This window comes from Pseudoalteromonas sp. A757, assembly GCF_004103285.1.
Taxonomy (GTDB): Bacteria; Pseudomonadota; Gammaproteobacteria; order Enterobacterales; family Alteromonadaceae; genus Pseudoalteromonas; species Pseudoalteromonas galatheae.
The window spans coordinates 645,429-662,853 of the sequence record NZ_QNQN01000074.1; the positions used below are offsets into that span (position 1 = coordinate 645,429).

Annotated in this window: 19 protein-coding genes and 1 riboswitch; of the genes, 5 read left to right on the forward strand and 14 right to left on the reverse strand. The window is 42.4% G+C overall.

The annotated features are described in order from the left end of the window. Nucleotides 1-41: 41 nt before the first annotated feature. Nucleotides 42-171: riboswitch (TPP riboswitch) on the reverse strand. A gap of 68 nt (nucleotides 172-239) precedes the next feature. Continuing rightward, the gene (locus DRB05_RS22320; protein WP_128728861.1) at nucleotides 240-659 is read right to left on the reverse strand and encodes an META domain-containing protein; all 420 of its coding nucleotides are present in this window, start codon (nucleotides 657-659) and stop codon (nucleotides 240-242) included. A 104-nt stretch (nucleotides 660-763) separates the two neighbouring features. After that, on the reverse strand, nucleotides 764-1,171 hold the full coding sequence (locus DRB05_RS22325; protein WP_128728862.1) for an acyl-CoA thioesterase: 408 nt from the start codon (nucleotides 1,169-1,171) through the stop codon (nucleotides 764-766). A 111-nt stretch (nucleotides 1,172-1,282) separates the two neighbouring features. On the opposite strand from DRB05_RS22325, the gene DRB05_RS22330 reads away from it, so the two are divergent. Then, nucleotides 1,283-3,361, forward strand: coding sequence for a TonB-dependent receptor (locus DRB05_RS22330; RefSeq protein WP_128728863.1), 2,079 nt, complete (start codon nucleotides 1,283-1,285; stop codon nucleotides 3,359-3,361). A 117-nt stretch (nucleotides 3,362-3,478) separates the two neighbouring features. Here DRB05_RS22330 and DRB05_RS22335 read toward each other — a convergent pair whose 3' ends face one another. After that, entirely contained in the window at nucleotides 3,479-3,712 is a 234-nt protein-coding gene (locus DRB05_RS22335; RefSeq protein ID WP_010607079.1) for a hypothetical protein, read from the reverse strand. Nucleotides 3,713-4,306: 594 nt separating this feature from the next. Here DRB05_RS22335 and DRB05_RS22690 point away from each other — a divergent pair. The 4 genes from DRB05_RS22690 to DRB05_RS22355 all read left to right on the forward strand — a co-directional run bounded on the left by DRB05_RS22690 (nucleotide 4,307) and on the right by DRB05_RS22355 (nucleotide 6,725). After that, nucleotides 4,307-4,462 carry a hypothetical protein gene (locus tag DRB05_RS22690; RefSeq protein ID WP_161568710.1) on the forward strand — a complete coding sequence of 52 codons (156 nt, stop codon included), beginning with the start codon at nucleotides 4,307-4,309 and terminating at the stop codon, nucleotides 4,460-4,462. A 492-nt stretch (nucleotides 4,463-4,954) separates the two neighbouring features. Further along, nucleotides 4,955-5,305: a helix-turn-helix transcriptional regulator gene (locus tag DRB05_RS22345; protein WP_128728864.1), complete on the forward strand. Its 351-nt coding sequence runs from the start codon at nucleotides 4,955-4,957 to the stop codon at nucleotides 5,303-5,305. 157 nt (nucleotides 5,306-5,462) lie between these two features. Beyond that, nucleotides 5,463-6,044, forward strand: a complete 582-nt coding sequence (locus DRB05_RS22350) for a hypothetical protein (protein WP_128728865.1) — start codon at nucleotides 5,463-5,465, stop codon at nucleotides 6,042-6,044. Nucleotides 6,045-6,068: 24 nt separating this feature from the next. After that, the gene (locus DRB05_RS22355; protein WP_128728866.1) at nucleotides 6,069-6,725 is read left to right on the forward strand and encodes a hypothetical protein; all 657 of its coding nucleotides are present in this window, start codon (nucleotides 6,069-6,071) and stop codon (nucleotides 6,723-6,725) included. A 129-nt stretch (nucleotides 6,726-6,854) separates the two neighbouring features. Here DRB05_RS22355 and speD read toward each other — a convergent pair whose 3' ends face one another. The 11 genes from speD to rpe all read right to left on the reverse strand — a co-directional run bounded on the left by speD (nucleotide 6,855) and on the right by rpe (nucleotide 17,418). Further along, complete coding sequence (speD, locus tag DRB05_RS22360) at nucleotides 6,855-7,664, reverse strand: adenosylmethionine decarboxylase (RefSeq protein WP_128728867.1); 810 nt, start codon at nucleotides 7,662-7,664, stop codon at nucleotides 6,855-6,857. Between the two features lie 85 nt (nucleotides 7,665-7,749). Further along, complete coding sequence (locus DRB05_RS22365) at nucleotides 7,750-8,163, reverse strand: OsmC family protein (RefSeq protein WP_010607074.1); 414 nt, start codon at nucleotides 8,161-8,163, stop codon at nucleotides 7,750-7,752. Between the two features lie 104 nt (nucleotides 8,164-8,267). Then, nucleotides 8,268-8,603 carry a DUF3802 family protein gene (locus DRB05_RS22370; protein ID WP_171040194.1) on the reverse strand — a complete coding sequence of 112 codons (336 nt, stop codon included), beginning with the start codon at nucleotides 8,601-8,603 and terminating at the stop codon, nucleotides 8,268-8,270. Nucleotides 8,604-8,755: 152 nt separating this feature from the next. Continuing rightward, nucleotides 8,756-10,228 (reverse strand): succinylglutamate-semialdehyde dehydrogenase, encoded by a 1,473-nt coding sequence (gene astD, locus DRB05_RS22375; protein ID WP_128728869.1) that lies wholly within the window; start codon nucleotides 10,226-10,228, stop codon nucleotides 8,756-8,758. Between the two features lie 15 nt (nucleotides 10,229-10,243). Continuing rightward, entirely contained in the window at nucleotides 10,244-11,257 is a 1,014-nt protein-coding gene (gene astA / locus DRB05_RS22380) for an arginine N-succinyltransferase (RefSeq protein WP_010368879.1), read from the reverse strand. 67 nt (nucleotides 11,258-11,324) lie between these two features. Further along, a complete protein-coding gene (locus DRB05_RS22385; protein WP_128728870.1) occupies nucleotides 11,325-12,536 on the reverse strand; it encodes an aspartate aminotransferase family protein in 1,212 nt (403 codons plus the stop codon). Nucleotides 12,537-12,893: 357 nt separating this feature from the next. Then, a complete protein-coding gene (locus tag DRB05_RS22390) occupies nucleotides 12,894-14,069 on the reverse strand; it encodes an HDOD domain-containing protein (RefSeq protein WP_128728871.1) in 1,176 nt (391 codons plus the stop codon). Between the two features lie 213 nt (nucleotides 14,070-14,282). After that, the gene (locus tag DRB05_RS22395; protein WP_128728872.1) at nucleotides 14,283-14,864 is read right to left on the reverse strand and encodes an aminodeoxychorismate/anthranilate synthase component II; all 582 of its coding nucleotides are present in this window, start codon (nucleotides 14,862-14,864) and stop codon (nucleotides 14,283-14,285) included. A gap of 187 nt (nucleotides 14,865-15,051) precedes the next feature. Continuing rightward, nucleotides 15,052-16,056, reverse strand: a complete 1,005-nt coding sequence (gene trpS, locus DRB05_RS22400) for a tryptophan--tRNA ligase (protein WP_039494036.1) — start codon at nucleotides 16,054-16,056, stop codon at nucleotides 15,052-15,054. A gap of 25 nt (nucleotides 16,057-16,081) precedes the next feature. Next, nucleotides 16,082-16,747 (reverse strand): HAD-IA family hydrolase, encoded by a 666-nt coding sequence (locus tag DRB05_RS22405; RefSeq protein ID WP_128728873.1) that lies wholly within the window; start codon nucleotides 16,745-16,747, stop codon nucleotides 16,082-16,084. Then, nucleotides 16,747-17,418 (reverse strand): ribulose-phosphate 3-epimerase, encoded by a 672-nt coding sequence (gene rpe / locus DRB05_RS22410; protein ID WP_128728874.1) that lies wholly within the window; start codon nucleotides 17,416-17,418, stop codon nucleotides 16,747-16,749. Before rpe ends, DRB05_RS22405 begins: the two co-directional genes overlap by 1 nt. Nucleotides 17,419-17,425 lie beyond the last annotated feature (7 nt).

Here is a 17,425-nt window from a genome sequence, read left to right on the forward strand (position 1 = left end):
GGTGGATAGCAATAAACCACTATTGCTACAGACAAACGCAGCACGTTTGCTGTCTTGTTCCCTACGCAGGCATTAACCTGATCAGGTCCACGGATCCCGCAAAATGCGATCTCAGCCCGACTATCTGCAACAAATTTGTTGCAAAAACTCAAGGCACTCCGACAAGTAACGAATTAGCGCCAGTCTACTTGCTAACACGAAAGCTCGCAAGCACTGACACTGGAATTCTTATTTTCAGCTTATTGTTTAATAAAACTAAACTGAGGTTTTCCTTTCAAGGTCAACTTATTAGCATTCACTTCAAGCAAGACACCAATTTGTAATTGGTTAATAAGCTGCGACTCAACCTGAGCGATTTCTTCACCACAGTACTTACGCGTCATGCCTAAGTTTTTAACTTTTAGCTGCCCTTCGACAATTTCGCCTTCACCAAAAAAGCGATTACAACCCGCAAAACCATTGACTTGCAGCGCATCAATAAAGCGAATATCAATAGGCTTTTCACCAAGTCTGACGTCTGATTGTAACTGCGCAATATTTTGGCCGTTGATACTCTGTAACTGCCAAGCGGAATACTTAAGCGCTTCCGTGTCTACCTTCCCTGTCGATATACATCCACTGAGCGCCATTATTGCGCCGATTATGCTGATGAATTTCATGGTAAACCATCTATTTTATGCCCTGACTTTATTATAACGTTTCAAGACGCAAAAATTGCAGTAAAATTCTGTAAAATTGTCTTACCTGAATGTTTTAACACCAACTATTTCACAAATTGCTGCTCTTCAAATAAGTGAGTAATAGCCTCAGGTAAAAACGGCCTACCACGCTCGTTGAGTGACGTGCCGGTGACAATAGCATCTAACATCAGTTTATTGTCATACGCTCTGATTACTTTTTGTTTAAAGGCAAATTTAACTTTGCTCTCGCGCTCAAGCGCAACTTCTACGTAAAATTCATCGCCTGGTCGTAGTGAGCCTCGATAATTCATTTCACTACGAATAACGACTAAGTTTATTTTTTGCTCTGCAAGTGCAGCAAAGTCAACGTTATTCGCTAATAAAAACTCATGTCTTGCATGCTCTAAATAATTAAAATATACACTGTTATTCACGATACCTTGTAAGTCACACTCGTAGTCTCGGACTTTAAAATCAACTTTAAAACTCATTTCTGACCTGTTTGTTTAGTATTAACGGGCTAACATATAACACAATTTCACTGTTAACTGGTCTGGCTTTTGCTAAACTGTGCCCAATTAAAAATGGGACAAAGATTAAGCATGAAGTTAAAACTCTCTACGATCACCTTGGCATTGCTGCCATTTTTATCTCATCAGGCGCTTGCCGACGATAACTTGGAAACCATAGTCGTCACAGGTGACTTCCAAAGTGAAACGATCCAGACATTAAGCGCAAGCGCGTCAGTAGTTGACGAGCTCACGATTAATAAACGCGGCGCGCAATATTTAGATGAAATATTGGGGGCCACTGCCAATGTTAACTTTACAGCTGGTGCGGCTCGTGGTCGCTTTATGCAGATCCGTGGCGTTGGTTTACGTTCACAATTTGTTGATCCCATTTATCCCAGCGTTGGATTATTAATTGACGGTATTAATTACTCAGGATTAGGCGCCAGTGCGTTGCTATTTGATACTGAATCTGTAGTCGTGTATCGCGGCCCTCAGGGTACTAAGTTCGGCTCAGATGCTTTAGCAGGAATCGTTGAAGTAAACACCCAAGCCGCTACCATAGCGCCATCATTAAAAGTGAAATTAGGTGCGGGCAATTACGGTAGCTATGAAGCTGGACTGGCTGCGGGCACAGGGTTAAGTGACAACACAGCAGCCCGTGTCAGCCTTTATCAACGAGAGTCAGACGGCTACGTAGATAATCTTTATCTAAATAAACCCACTCAGCAACAAGACGAACAAATAGCGAGAGTTAAACTTAACTCTCAAGTGAGCGACAACCTTGCGCTAGAGTTCGCTTATCACCATATTGACACTGAAAATGGTTACGACGGTTTTACCTTGGATAATTCACGTAACAGCGTCGCTGATACCCCGGGCCAAGACAACCTCAGCTCAGATGCGTTTTCACTACGCGGAATTTATACGCGCGCAGACTTATTCAATGTAGAATTTAAAGTATCTGGGCTAGATGCTGACACTTTATATAGCTACGACGAAGATTGGGTATGTAATGACGCAACTAAACCTGCGCTGTGTGCAGCAGGTTTGCACCCAGAAGGATATAGCTCAACCGACGCCTATGAGCGTAACCACGAAAAAGGCAACATAGAGTTTTTACTCAAAGACAAACAAAATGATTGGGTTGTGGGTGTTTTTGCAAAACGTAACGATGTTGATTTAACCCGTCACTATACTTGGCTTGATAACCCATTTACGTCTGCTTACACCGTAGAAAGCAACGCAATTTTTGGTCAATACGTACACCATCTATCTGACAAAACCCGTCTTATCGGTGGCCTTCGCGCAGAGCAATATGATGCTGACTACCTAGACAGTAACGGCTTTAGCATTGAAACCGATGATGTAATGTGGGGTGGAAAAATTGCACTTGAATATCAAGCAGTGCCTCGCACTATGATCTACACAAGCCTTACTCGTGGTTACAAAGTGGGCGGTGTAAACGGTGAGGCTCTGGCAAAAGCCAAAGATGAAGGTTTAAACATTCCAGCCGAACACCATTACTTTGACCCTGAATACGTTTGGAACGCAGAGTTTGGTGTAAAAGGTGAATCTGAAGACAAACGTCACCTCGTGCGGGTTACCGCTTTTTATATGCAACGTGACGACATCCAACTAAAGCAATGGCAAGTTTCTAACCAGCAGTTTGCAGGCTACATCGATAACGCCAGTAAAGGCAGTAACTACGGCCTAGAAGTTGAAGGTAACCTACAATACACTGACCGCCTTGGCTTTAGCTATAGCGCAGGTTACTTAGAAACAGAAATTGAAGACTTTGTGGCTGCAAGCGGTCAAAACTTGGATGGTCGCGACCAAGCGCAAGCACCAAATTACCAATACTCATTTGCCATCAATTACGAGTTAATGAATAACCTAGTGGTTGAAGTAGGCGTTGAAGGCAAAGATAATTATTACCTATCAGATAGTCACAACGAACAAGCACGCAATCATAACCTGATAAACGCAAGCCTTAGCTACTATGGCGACAACTGGTCATTAACGGCTTGGGGTAGAAACCTAGCAGACGAAGACATTGTGGTACGTGGCTTTAGATTTGGTAATAACCCATTAGATGGCTGGCAAAATAATACCTATGTACAGTACGGCGAGCCTCGCGTTTATGGCTTAAGTTTTACCTACGAGCTGTAGTACGACTCGTTTATCATCTGCACACTAGGCGATAAACGAGCACACAAAGAAAAAAGGGGAACGTAAAACTAGCGTAAAACGTTCCCCTTCACCGCAAAACTCAAAAGCAATTACTTTTTATTCCATGCTTGGGGCACTGGAATACACCAACTCAACCAGATTATTCATCGTCTTTGATTTTTGCATGTAGGCCTTTTCCATATGGGCAAGCTCTTGCAGTTCAAACAAGGTTGTTTCCACCAGAGCTAACCATTTAGTTGTGGTATCTGGCACCTCGTCACCCTGCCTTGCCGCCTTCTTGAGGGCATCGTAATAAATCGTTAAGTCATGATATTGGCGTAGATAATCCATATTGCTCTCCAACATGTCACTTTATTTCACACTAAAGTAACAAAAGCTTCGTGCAAAAATCTGCGCGAAAAAAGTTTTTTTTGAATTGACTGTTAAATTTATCAGTAGATACACAAACTAAATAACAACACATCGGTACTTAATCCAAATAATTTTGGTGTGCTTCGCACAAAAAATTATGCGAAGAAAATAACAGTGAAACAAAATATACATTTTTGATCTGACTTCGAAATAGCTAAATTAGTCGGTGTAATGAAAGCTATGAAAAGGGAGTCAGTAAATTCCCATATGCGTATTTTGAAGTGTAGTGTGTCGCTTGTGGTATTAACCTAAACCCATTAAGGGAGCAAATTTTAGCGCTCAGAGATAAAATTGATGATGCTAAACTTTGGCGTAAACCCCCAAACCAAAGCAACAAATCAAGTAAAGAGGGTAGCCGCAAATGAATGCCTAACCTTTTCTCCTTGCAATCACACATGCAAAACAATCAAGATACGTATAACGCATATTTACTACATGATGTTTTCAAATTATTTATTAAGGAGTAAAGTGGAATCAGAGCACATTAAAACTTAACCTAGGAAGGACATCGTTATGCGCTTTTTGCTAAAAAAGACCACTAATAAACTTTCAGATATTTATCAGCTCCACATCAAAGAAATAAAAATGATTTCTGGTGGCAGCGGTCCAAATAAAGATAAAGACCCAAGAGGAGAGAAAGGGTCTTCAACGAAAACTGTGATTTATTGACCATTACTAGTGGGTAGCCACTCTCTTAAGAAGGTGGCTTTTTACTCCCCTAGAGGAGGGCGTTATAATCTCTTCATCTATCCCTACAATATCAACGGAACATCCTCTTTGCCAAAAGTAATTTTCCTATAACTCTAGGCTCAAAATTAAAAAAGTGCCTTTTACTCTTACTTAACCTAACATCACGGACTAGTACACTTCAGGTAAATTACGACTCTAGAGCACTTCTTGAATTTCGCAGCTTAGCTTTTGACGAATTTCTTCTTAGTCTTAATCATCAATGCTTAATCCAAATAACTCTAATGTGCTTCGCACAAAAAATTACGCGAAGAAAATAACAGTGAAACAAAATATACATTTTTAGACTGAATACACTTGAAAAAGAAATTTTCTACGATAGACTCGCGTTTACGGTTTAGATACAAAAATGCAACTTAGTTAAGCAAACAATAGAGACAAACAAATAGCGTACATCCAGCTACATAGGGACTGATGCTGTTTGTGATGCAAGTGCGACAGGCAAAAAGGATTGAGTTGGTGGGGAAATTTGATAAGCGCTTTACAGGAGACGACCTGCGCCGCATGCGCAAAGTCGCCGGCAAAACCACGCAAGAAATGGCTAACTTGGTCGGCGTGGAGCGTGGCACTTATGAAAACTACGAAAAAGGTGTAAGCAAATTTCCCTACGAGTATTTTGAAGTATGGTGCGACACCTGCGGCATCAACCTCAACCCACTCAGAGAACAAATTCTTGCCTTGAGAGACAAAATTGACGACGCCAAATTATGGCGCAAGTCTCCAACACCGCGAAATAACAAACCAAGCAATGAGGATAACGGCTAATGAAAGATGCGCACTTCCATAGCCCCTCACCACAATGGCAGACAATAAAGTTACGAATAAGGTCGATTTGCAACACGATGTTTTCAACTTTGTTGTTAAAGAGTAAAGTGGAGTGGAAACTAAACACCGCAAAACTTAACTTAGAAAGGACGTCATTATGCGCTTTTTTATAAAAACTATAGCTAACCGACTCGTAACTTTAACAGCACTTACCCAAAAACAAGCTAACAGGGTATTTGGTGAAACGCTTGGGCCAAAAGCAAAAGACCCTAGAGGCGAACGCGACTCCATAGCACCAAGTAAACAATCAGCACTTAGTGCTGATTCAGTTAATCTGGTGATTGGTGGAAGCCACGCAGATAAAGGTGACGATCCAAGAGTGAAAAACGAAACAGTTCGATCAAATAAAAAGTCACCTTTAGAGACTAGTTCATTCAATAAAGTGGTTGGAGGGAGTACTGGTGGCCAGGCTGAGGATCCTAGAGTTAGAAAATCACGTAATAAATGCACAACTTCCGACCGAGTCTATTTAACTGACAGTAATATTGAACAAGTGTTTGGCGGAACTGGGGGAGCTAAAGGTGATGATCCCAGAGTACTATTCGTAAATGCAGAAGCTCGTACCTCCAACCATAGAGTGTTAGGCATTGCTGAAGTTAGGAAAACTCTTGGTGGAAGCAGCGGTACCAAAGGAGATGATCCTAGAGTGAAAATGCTTGATTCCGATGGCTCAAATTAGCTCTATACATTTTAAGGAATAGTGATGAAATTATCGTGGCTCTTTTTGCTGCTTTGCATTATAGGTAGTACATTACTTACGTATATTCATATTGAAGTTAACAACTATGTTAATATTGTATTTTTGGCCAGTATATTTACGCTTAGTTTGTTCGCCAAAAGGCAAGAAAATATAAAGCACCTATCAACAATCCTTCTATTACTGACAGCTGCAGAGTACTATTTTAATAGTTGGATGCTTTCTATGCGCGCTCAAGGTTTGGAAGCACATTTAACAAATGCGTACATTTTTGGGCTCCATCTCATCTTTGACACTCTGATGATCGTTATATTAAAGCGGAGGGTTTACTGGTCATTAAAATATATTAGAAAAATAGCCCCTGATAATTGGCGTTCCATTTATATGACTCACGCAGATCCTATTCTATATGCTATTTTCTTTGGGTTTGTATTGGTCGATTTAGCCGCTTTTGGTGAAAACTTGATTCGCTATATGGATCTCTTTTTTGGTGTGTCCGAGGAAGCGTCTAAACCCTATTGGAGTTGGAGCTGGGTATATAAAAACTACGAAATCTTAAAATCGATTTTACTTTCCTGTGTAGTCACCACTCTACTGGCCACTATCTTTGTCGAACGACAACGTTCTGATACGCCAGATGAGGAATTAGAAAGTGAATCTTAGTACTTTGTAACCGTCACTCTATAAGCGGTACTGTCGTGCTCTATGCGCTTATATGATGACTTAACAAGGAACTTCAAACATTAAAAAAGGCGCTTGCGCGCCTTTTTTAATACCTTAATTTACCGCTGATTATTCAGTCTCTGGTAAATTGCGACCGTAGAACACTTCCTGAATTTCACGATTCAGCTTAAGACGAATTTCTTCCTCTTCTTCTGCATCCAAGTCTTCAGTGCTAATTCCAAATAGATACGCATTTAGGTCAGTTTCCTTAAGCATCATCTTAGTATGGAATAGGTTCTCTTGATACACGTTTACGTCTACCATGTGGTATGCGTCTTTAGTATCTTCCGTCATGTAATTCTGGATAGAGTGAATTGCGTGGTCGATATAGTGTTTTACACCATTAACGTCACGAGTAAATCCACGAACACGATAGTCAATCGTCACCACATCTGACTCTAAAGAGTGAATTAAGAAGTTAAGCGCTTTAAGTGGCGAAATAATACCACACGTTGAAACTTCGATATCCGCTCTAAAAGTACAGATACCATCATCAGGGTGTGCTTCTGGGTAAGTATGAACACAAATGTGACTCTTATCCAAATGCGCGACCACGGAATCAGGTAGTGGCCCTGGTGCTTCGTTGCTATCAAAAGTCTGTTGTTCAACAGGCTCTTCTGATACTAAGATCGTCACACTTGCCCCTTGTGGTTCATAATCTTGACGTGCGATATTCAGTACATTCGCACCGATAATATCCGTTACGTCTTTTAGAATATCTGTCAAACGATCAGCACTGTACTGTTCATCGATGTATTCTAGATATTCTTTACGTTGCTGCTCGGTCTTGGCGTAGCAAATATCGTAAATGCTAAAGCTTAAACTCTTAGTTAAGTTGTTAAAGCCATGGAGTTTAATTTTATCAAAGGGCTTGTTCACGATAGACCCACCTTAATACAAAAAATCTGCGCTGCAGAAACAAAAGTTCGCGGATTTTATACGAAAATAGCGCTATGAAAAAGCGTTATTTTTCGTCAATTTCAACCACTTCATGGCTATGCGTAATTTCTACTGCTTTTTCAAGCATTAATGCCACTGAACAATACTTTTCAGCGGATAAACTTACGGCTCTTTCTAGGTGTTTTTCAGAGACATTACGCCCTTTCACCACAAAGTGTAAATTGATCTTGGTAAAAACCCGAGGTGCGCTTTCTGCTCGCTCTGCGGTTAATTTTACTTCCACGTCGGTCACATCCTGACGTGCCTTTTGTAGAATGCTGACGACATCGACTGACGAACAACATCCCGCTGACATTAATACCATCTCCATTGGACTTGGCGCTGCACTATCTGAACCGGCATCAAATACCACATTATGTCCCGACGCAGAGCGACCAATAAAGGTATCTCCTTCAACCCATTTTACGCTAGCTAACATAGTTATCCTCTATAAAGCATAACACCGCCAAATGGCGGTGTATCTTAAACCTAGAATTGCCTCTAAGTGTGTTTGTGTAAACTGTCGATAGTGATTGTGCCGAGCTATACAGCAGAATCAAACAGGTTTTTAACCAAACCTGCGAACTCTTCTATAAACTCTTTTTGTTCTACGGTGACACGTCTATCCACGACGCTTGATAGCACTTCTTGTAAGTCGTACACAATGCCATCCACCTCACGCACAATCATACTGCGCTGCTCTGTAGACAACTCAGAGTGTTGCTCGCATATACGAATAACGTTTTCGGCGATCACATCTTCGATTAATTCCATGACTGTTGGAGCCCCTGGTTCTACCGTCCCAGACTTCTCAAACAAGGCTAAGTTTTGCGTCAAATACATGACTAAATCATCGTACCCTTGTTTATCTAAAACCATACTTTGCTCACCCGAACCTATCAAAGACATCTCCTATTGATTTAAGCAGAAAGTTTTTTCGATTGCTACCTTTGTAGTCAACTAGACACAAAAAAGCAGCCGAAGCTGCTTTTCTTTTCAATTTTTATTGAGTAAACCTCAATATTGATATTTTAATCCAAAGATAAACCTGGGCTCAAGCTAGAAGGTAAAGTTACCTTTTCTAGTTCCACGGATGCTACTGGGTATGCACAGTAATCTGCCGCGTAGTATGCGCTTGCACGGTGGTTACCTGACGCACCAATACCACCAAACGGAGCAGCACTTGAAGCACCCGTGATTGGGCGGTTCCAGTTTACGATACCTGCGCGAATACGACGTAAGAAACGATCGTAATCCGCTTCGTTGTCGCCAAGCAGACCTGCTGATAAGCCAAAGCTTGTTTCATTCGCTTTTTCGATTGCAGCGTCAAAGTCTGTGTAGCGGAATACTTTTAATAACGGGCCAAAGTGTTCTTCATCAGGGAAGTCTGCAATGTTAGTACATTCGATGATACCTGGCGTCACAAAGCCTGTGCCTTCTGTGTGCGTCAGCTCTATAAGCGACTCACCACCTAACTCAACAAGCTGTTGCTGTGCTTTTACCATGCCTGCAGCTGCTGCATTTGAAATCATTGACCCCATGAACGGTTGATCTGCATCGTCAAAGTTACCCACTTTAATCGCTTTCGTTGCTTTGATCAGTTGTTCAAGGATTGCATCACCTTGTTCACCTACAGGAAGAAATAGCTTACGAGCACAAGTACAACGCTGACCGCTTGAAATAAACGCAGATTGAATAATGTCGTGTACTGCCGCTTTGGTATCCGCTACGTCTTTTACGATAAGTGGGTTATTGCCACCCATTTCAAGCGCTAAGATCTTACCTGGTTGACCTGCATATTGCTCATGTAGCAAGTGACCCGTACGAGAAGAACCAGTAAAGAATAAGCCGTCGATACCCGCGTGTGACGCAAGTGCTTTACCTGTTTCAACTTCGCCTTGAACTAGGTTAATAACACCAGCAGGAAGGCCTGCTTGTTGCCAGTATTTAAGCGTTAGCTCAGCAACATAAGGTGTAAGCTCAGACGGCTTAAAGACAACCGTGTTACCAGCAAGTAGCGCAGGTACGATATGACCATTTGGTAAGTGGCCAGGGAAGTTATATGGACCAAATACAGCAACTACACCGTGTGCCTTGTGACGGATCACAGCTCGGCCAACTGGCATTGGGTTTTCAACAACGCCCGTGCGCTCTTGATAGGCTTTCTCAGAAATCGCGATTTTACCTACCATAGCACCCGCTTCTGTACGAGTTTCCCAAAGTGGCTTACCCGTTTCTTTAGCTATTGCGATGGCCAGCTCTTCACTATTTTCTTTTAGTACTTCAGCGAAACGCTTAACAATTTCTAAACGCGCTTCAAAACTCATGTCGCTCCATGAATAGAAAGCTTCACGAGCCGCTTTTACTGCGCCATCAACTTGCTCAGCAGTCGCTGCGTTTGCGCTCCAAATAACGTCGTTGTTTGCTGGGTTTACAGAGCTAAAGCTTGCGCCTTGTCCTGCAATCCACTCACCATTTATTAGTTGTGCTGCATGTGTTGTCATAATCTGTTCCCAATCTTAAATCTTTACTAGGCTTACTTGATCGCCTTCTTCAACTTTTAGCGCCGCGGCAACATGTGGAGCAAGCGTTACTTCATTGCTATCAGTCAGGGCTAACTCGATTACCGCTGCGCGATAATCAACAAGTTTACCATTTGCGACCATAACAGGGAATCCACCGTTGCTTTCGCCTATTTTTACAGTACGAGTTTCACTATTGCGAACCGTGCGGATATTCCCCACTTTTGCTTCTACCGTTGGACCCGCGTCGAAGATATCAACATAACCATTAAATGTGAAACCTTCGCTCTTTAATAGCTCAATAGCAGGACGTGTATTGTCGTGAACTTCACCAATCACCGCTTGTGCTTCTTTACTAAGCAGATTTACGTAGATTGGATACTTAGGCATTAACTCAGCAATAAAGACCTTTTGGCCGATCCCCGTTAGATAATCCGCTGTCGGGAAGTCCATCGAGAAGAAGTGCTCTTCAAGCCATTGCCAGAACGGACTTTCGCCTTGCTCGTTAGAAACACCACGCATTTCCGCGATAACAGTCTCAGCAAAACGATCACGATGTTGATTAATGAACATAAAGCGAGAGCGAGACAACAGTTTGCCATTTGCGCCTTTGCGATAGCCATCTTTCAAAAACAGGGTGCATAATTCAGTCGCGCCAGTGTAGTCGTTACATAGCGTTAAAATATCCACTGCTTTATAAACATCGAGTGTGCGTGAAGAGTGGATCACTTTGCTTAGGTGATAATGATAAAACGCATCATCTAAACCAACCGCAGCTTCGATACCGCTGGTACCAACCACCTCGCCTGTTTCAGTATCTTCTAATACAAATAAATAACCTTCATCAAAAGGCTTGTCTGCTTGCTTGCCAAATGAAGCAACAGAGCGTGCAATCTTCTTCTGTAATAGCTCTTCGTTTACAGGCAAAGAGGTAAAACCGTGGCCTGATTCGTGAGCAATGTTTAAAAGCGCTGGATAATCGCTTTCTTGGATTGGGCGAAGGATCATCATGAGCCCGCTTACTCCTCAAAAATGTGGATAACAACAAGGCCACCAAAAGGTGACCTTGCAACCAGTATTAAGCGTTGTTAGCAACTACCGCAGCAACGGCTTTTTCGAATCGTGCCATCCCTTCGCGGATGTCAGCTTCTGGAATAACAAGAGACGGAGTGAAACGCACTACGTTTGCGCCTGCAACGAGTGACATCACGCCCTGCTTGATACCTTCAACTAAGAATTCTTTTGCTTTGCCTTCGTACTTTTCAGTGACCACACCACCAAGCAATAGACCTTTACCACGTACTTCTTTGAATACGTTGTACTTTTCGTTGATGTCGTTTAGTAGTTCACGGAATAGCAGCTCTTTTGCTTTTACGCCATCAAGTACTGCTGTTGTATTTACTGTGTCAAATGCCGCTTCTGCAACCGCACACGCCAGCGGGTTACCACCATAGGTAGAACCGTGAGTACCTACTTTTAGGTGTGCTGCAATCTCAGTTGTTGTGATCATCGCACCGATAGGGAAACCACCGCCAAGTGCTTTAGCCGTTGTTAAAATATCTGGCGTTACGTTTAAACCTTGGTAAGCATACAGGTCACCAGTGCGGCCAACACCAGTTTGCACTTCATCAAAAATAAGTAGCGCGTTGTGCTTGTCACACAGCTCGCGAACACCTTTTACAAACTCAGCAGTTGGTGAAATGATACCACCTTCGCCTTGTAGCGGCTCCATCATCACGGCACAAGTGCTGTCTGAGATAAGCGCTTCAAATGCAGCTAAATCGTTATAGTCTGTATGAACGATGTCGCCCGGCTTTGGACCAAAGCCATCAGAGTATGCAGCTTGACCACCTACGGTCACAGTAAAGAAAGTACGGCCGTGGAAACCTTTGTTGAAAGAGATAATTTGTGACTTTTCAGCACCAAATTTATCAAGCGCCCAACGGCGTGCTAGTTTAAGCGCCGCTTCGTTCGCTTCTGCACCTGAGTTTGCAAAATAGACTTTTTCTGCGAACGTCGCATCGGTTAGCTTTTTCGCTAAACGTAGTGCAGGCTCATTCGTCATCACATTAGAAAGGTGCCAAATTTTTTCGCCTTGCTCTTTAAGCGCGCCCACCAAAGCTGGGTGACAATGACCTAGACAGTTAACTGCGATACCACCAGCAAAGTCGATGTACTCACGACCTTCCTGATCCCATACTCGAGAACCTTCACCTTTCACTGGAATTACCGCTGAAGGTGCGTAGTTAGGTACCATTACGTCGTCAAACAATTCACGATTGATAGTCATTTTATTTCCTCATATTTGGTGAGTGAAAGTGCAAACAAGGAGTCATTTCCCTTTGGAGGTCGGCGTGTAGCCGCCACTTGATAGGATATTTATTCACACCAATTCGGTGCTATGTATTTTGACCCGCCCCTTGATGGCACAAAATTCATACGCTCATTATTCCAGAAAAAGCGCTATTTGTCTCACTTATACCACGTTCTCAGCCCTTAGTATTCAAGGGTTTAACATATATTCTCAACTCAAGTGAATAACTATCTAGGGCAGATATTTAGGGCAAAGCAAGCCCCGTGCAGCCTTGCACAGATCATTTAAGATTAGGTTTTGAATGAATAGTCGCAAAAAAAATTTCAATTTTTTTTACAAAATCGTCAACTGTAGGTTATGGAACGCACATTTTGCCAGCTGTTGACGCATTTCCTCGGTAAGTTCCAAATGATTGAGCAAAATTTCCGCTTCATCGTCTTCAATCAACTGACTATCTTTTAAAACAAGTAGTTGTCCGTAGCCATAGGCTTTTTGCATCACTTGCGTCAAAGGTAGTGGGTCGGTAATGTTTTTATGCGCATTAGGTAGATAAGTTTGCGCATACTCTTCCATGACGGCATTAAAGGGCAAATAACGTAACTCCATTTTTTCAATTAACTTACGTGAAATCTCTGCCGAGTGTTCAATCAACAAGTTACGTAAAAATAACGGATCAGGAGATAACTCCATTAATGCGGTGTGTAGGTCTTTTTGCTTTTTGTCTCGTGCTATTTGTACCTTGGCTTGCCATACCTTTTCGAAGGTCCGTAAATAAAGACGGATCAAGGCCACTTTCCCAAGCTCCAGTAACATGCCCAAAGTAAATGCATGTTGCTCTTTTACCCCAAAAAATGGCGCCAGTTCTTTTGCCGCAATAGCCGTGCTCATGCTCAGCTCGCGTAATTTACGCTTCATTAAACCAAATGGTTCTGTAGCATGCGGCATCCAATGTCTCACCGCCATTGTCGGGATGACCATTTGCAAGTTCTCAAGGCCTAAATACCTTAAAGCTAATGCCGGCGTGTCGACCTTAATAGACGTACCTTTGCTGTTTTTTTTGCGATATTGTGGCAAGTTGACTAGCGAAACCAGCTCACGACCCAACCAACTTAAGTCATTGACCAAAGGCTCTAAACGCCCAACCGAAGCTGAGCGCACGGCAAGAATATCTAAGATCGCAGGAACGGAGTCTTGAATACCAATCACTTCATGATAGATATTATCAAGGTCATGCAGCTGCTTTGTGATAGCTTCTTCGATAACGGAATGTAGATGCTTACTCGCTTTAGCAATATATTTGTGATGACTTGTACTACTTTCTTGTCGTTTGGCAGCCGCAGCAATTTCCACCTCTAGCATAGTGCGCTGGGCGATATTCTCACCGTAGCTAATATCAAACGTGTGGATATAGCCTATTTGCTTTTGCGCAAAGTTGAGGCTGATAAGAAGGTCATGGGCACGCTCGGATAGCGCTTGTGCCATTCTAATTTGCTTATTTTCTTGCGTCATGCATGCTACTTATCTAAAAGAAAAATACTGAGTTAAGCACTCAACAGAATCGTCTTACTGACTAACATTATACCAGTAAAAGCAATATTATGATTTGATATTGCGCACAATAGAATCAAAAAGTTATGTATCAAAAACCAGTCTAACCAGCAAAAGCGCAGTAAATATGGATGTATAACACTTAGGCGAAATCCTGTTGGTTTTGTTTAAACTTTAGAAGCGTTTTATAAAGTTATCAAGTAATGCTAAGCCGTGTTCCGTGAGGATAGCTTCTGGGTGAAATTGCACACCTTCAAGTGCTCTATCGGATGCCAAGAGCCCCATAATTTCATCACGCTCCCCCTCTTGTGTCTGTGTCCAAGCCGTTACGGCTAGAGCATTTGGTAAGCTACTTTGCTCAACAACCAAAGAGTGGTAACGGCATACTTCGTATGGTGATGGTAGGCCTTGAAATACGCCTATGTTGTTATGGTGCACTTGAGACGTCTTACCATGCATCACTTGTTTTGCTCGAATGACTTTGCCACCTAAAGCTTGTGCGATAGTTTGATGACCTAGGCAAATGCCGAGAATAGGGATTTGTCCCTGTAGACGTTTTACGACTTCAAGCGAGATCCCAGCTTCATCAGGGCTACAAGGACCTGGAGATAACACAACATATTTAGGATTAAGCTGCTTGATTTGTGAGGCGCTGATTTCATCATTTCGCTTTACCAGCACATCCACATCTAAGTGCTGAAAATACTGCACTAGGTTGTAGGTAAAGGAATCATAGTTATCAATCATCAACAGCATGTAGGTACCACTAAAAGAACCAAGCAGCCTATTCGCCACTGGGGTAAAGATCTTCGTTATAAATCTATTTTATCACGAACTCAACAGGAAGGTTTTCTTATATCTAGTATCTGCTTTAAGCCAAGGGGCTATCGCCCCTTTTAATACAAAAAGACACCATAAATGGTGTCTTTTCTTTGTGTTTTTATCAACCGCGTGGAATAAAACCGACGGCGTCATACACAGCTTTAAGCGTTTTCTCGGCACGAATACTTGCTTTTTCCGCGCCTTTTTTCATGATTTCGTTCAGCAGAGTTTGATCTTCACGGATTTCTTTAAAGCGCGCTTGAATAGGCTCAAGCATATTCACTACCGCATCGGCAGTGTCTTTTTTCAAATGACCGTACATTTTGTCTTCGTACTCTGGCACTAACTCTTCAATTGAGCGTTTAGTTGCAACACTGAGTAGCGTCAGTAAGTTGGACACACCTGGCTTTTCAACACGATCAAAGTAAATCCGTGCTTGCTCATCTGAATCCGTTACCGCTTTTTTCAGCTTTTTCTCTATCTTCTTAGGTTCATCCAACAGCATCACAAAACCATTTGGGTTTTCGTCTGATTTTGACATCTTCTTGCTCGGATCTTGCAGACTCATAACACGAGCGCCAAACTCTGGAATATAAGGTTCTGGGATCTTAAAGACATCGCCATACAGGTTATTAAAGCGCGTTGCGATGTCTCGGGTCAACTCAAGGTGCTGTTTTTGGTCTTCACCAACTGGTACCTGATCCGCTTGATACAATAAAATATCCGCAGCTTGCAATACCGGATAGGCGAATAAGCCAACGTTGACGTTATTGGCGTGCTTTGCTGACTTATCTTTAAACTGCGTCATGCGGTTTAATTCACCCATTTGTGCATAACAGTTCAGTACCCAACCTAGCTGTGCATGCTCAGGAACCTGTGATTGTACAAATAGTGACGATTTATCTGGGTCAATGCCGCAAGCGGTATATAGCGCTACGCCGTCTAATACACGATCGCGTAGTTGCTGTGGTTCTTGGCGAACCGTAATGGCGTGCAAGTCAACCAACATAAAGTAACAATCATGATCGTTTTGTAGTTTAAGCCACTGGTTAATGGCACCTACGTAATTGCCTATTGTCATACCACCGGTTGGCTGAATACCACTTAATACTACAGGTTTACTCATGTCGTTCCTTTATTTCTTCATTGAATTAACGTTGATTGATAATGGGGATAATATCTAAGAATCCATCACAAAGGTACTGTGGATTGAATTCTTTCAAATCGAATCCCTGATTATACCCATAATTTAAAGCAATCACAGGTATCTTAGCGCCCTGAGCGGCCAAAATATCGCTTTTAGAATCGCCAACCATAATTAGCTTATCCGCAGGTATACCTAGACGCTCGGCAGCCAACAATAGTGGTGCTGGTGATGGTTTCTTGTCAGTATCATCACCACAGACGATACAATCAAAATGCGCTGTGAGATTTAATTTATCCAGCAGCTTTAGCGTAAATGCACGATTTTTATTGGTCACGATGGCTTTTGGCACTGTGGCAAATGCAGATAGCCCTGTCTCAACATGCGGATACAAACCCGCATACTGACCAACTAATTCATCATAATGCACTTTAAAACGTTCAATGGCAGTGAGCGCTAAACTGTCCGATAGCGCTTCGCTAACTTCATGGCTACCGCTTAGGCCTCTTTTTACTAACATATCGATGCCGTTACCCACCCATTCACGCACTAGAGCATGACTAACAATTGGATGAGCAAGCTCGCACAAGGTTAAATTGAGCGCCATATACATATCCTCGACGCTATCAACTAACGTGCCATCGAGGTCAAATAAAATACCCTCAAAACGCATTATTTTACCTTTGCTAATTCTTGACGCATGGCGTCTATTACCGCTTTGTAATCGGGTTGATTAAAGATAGCGGAACCCGCAACAAACATGTCTGCACCTGCCGCTGCAACTTCAGCAATGTTATCCACTTTAATACCACCATCAACTTCAAGACGGATCTCGCGACCAGAAGCGTCAATACGTGCCCTTGCTTCTTTTAATTTCTCAAGCGTATGTGGAATAAAGCTTTGTCCACCAAAGCCCGGATTCACCGACATCAATAGAATTTGATCAATTTTATCCATCACATGATCGAGATAATGTAGCGGCGTGCCCGGATTAAATACTAAACCCGCTTTACAACCTGACTCTTTAATCAAAGCAAGGCTTCTGTCTATATGCTCGCTGGCCTCTGGATGAAATGTAATAATGCTCGCCCCTGCTTTAGCAAACTCGGGAATTAGGCTATCTACTGGCTTTATCATCAAGTGTACGTCGATAGGAGCGGTAATTCCGTAATTTCTTAATGCGTCACAAATCATTGGGCCAAAGGTTAAATTTGGCACATAGTGATTATCCATTACATCGAAATGAACCACGTCGGCACCTGCTGTCAGTACCTTTTCAACATCTTCGCCTAACCTCGCAAAATCTGCGGATAGAATGGATGGTGCAATTAAAAAATCAGACATACTTTTC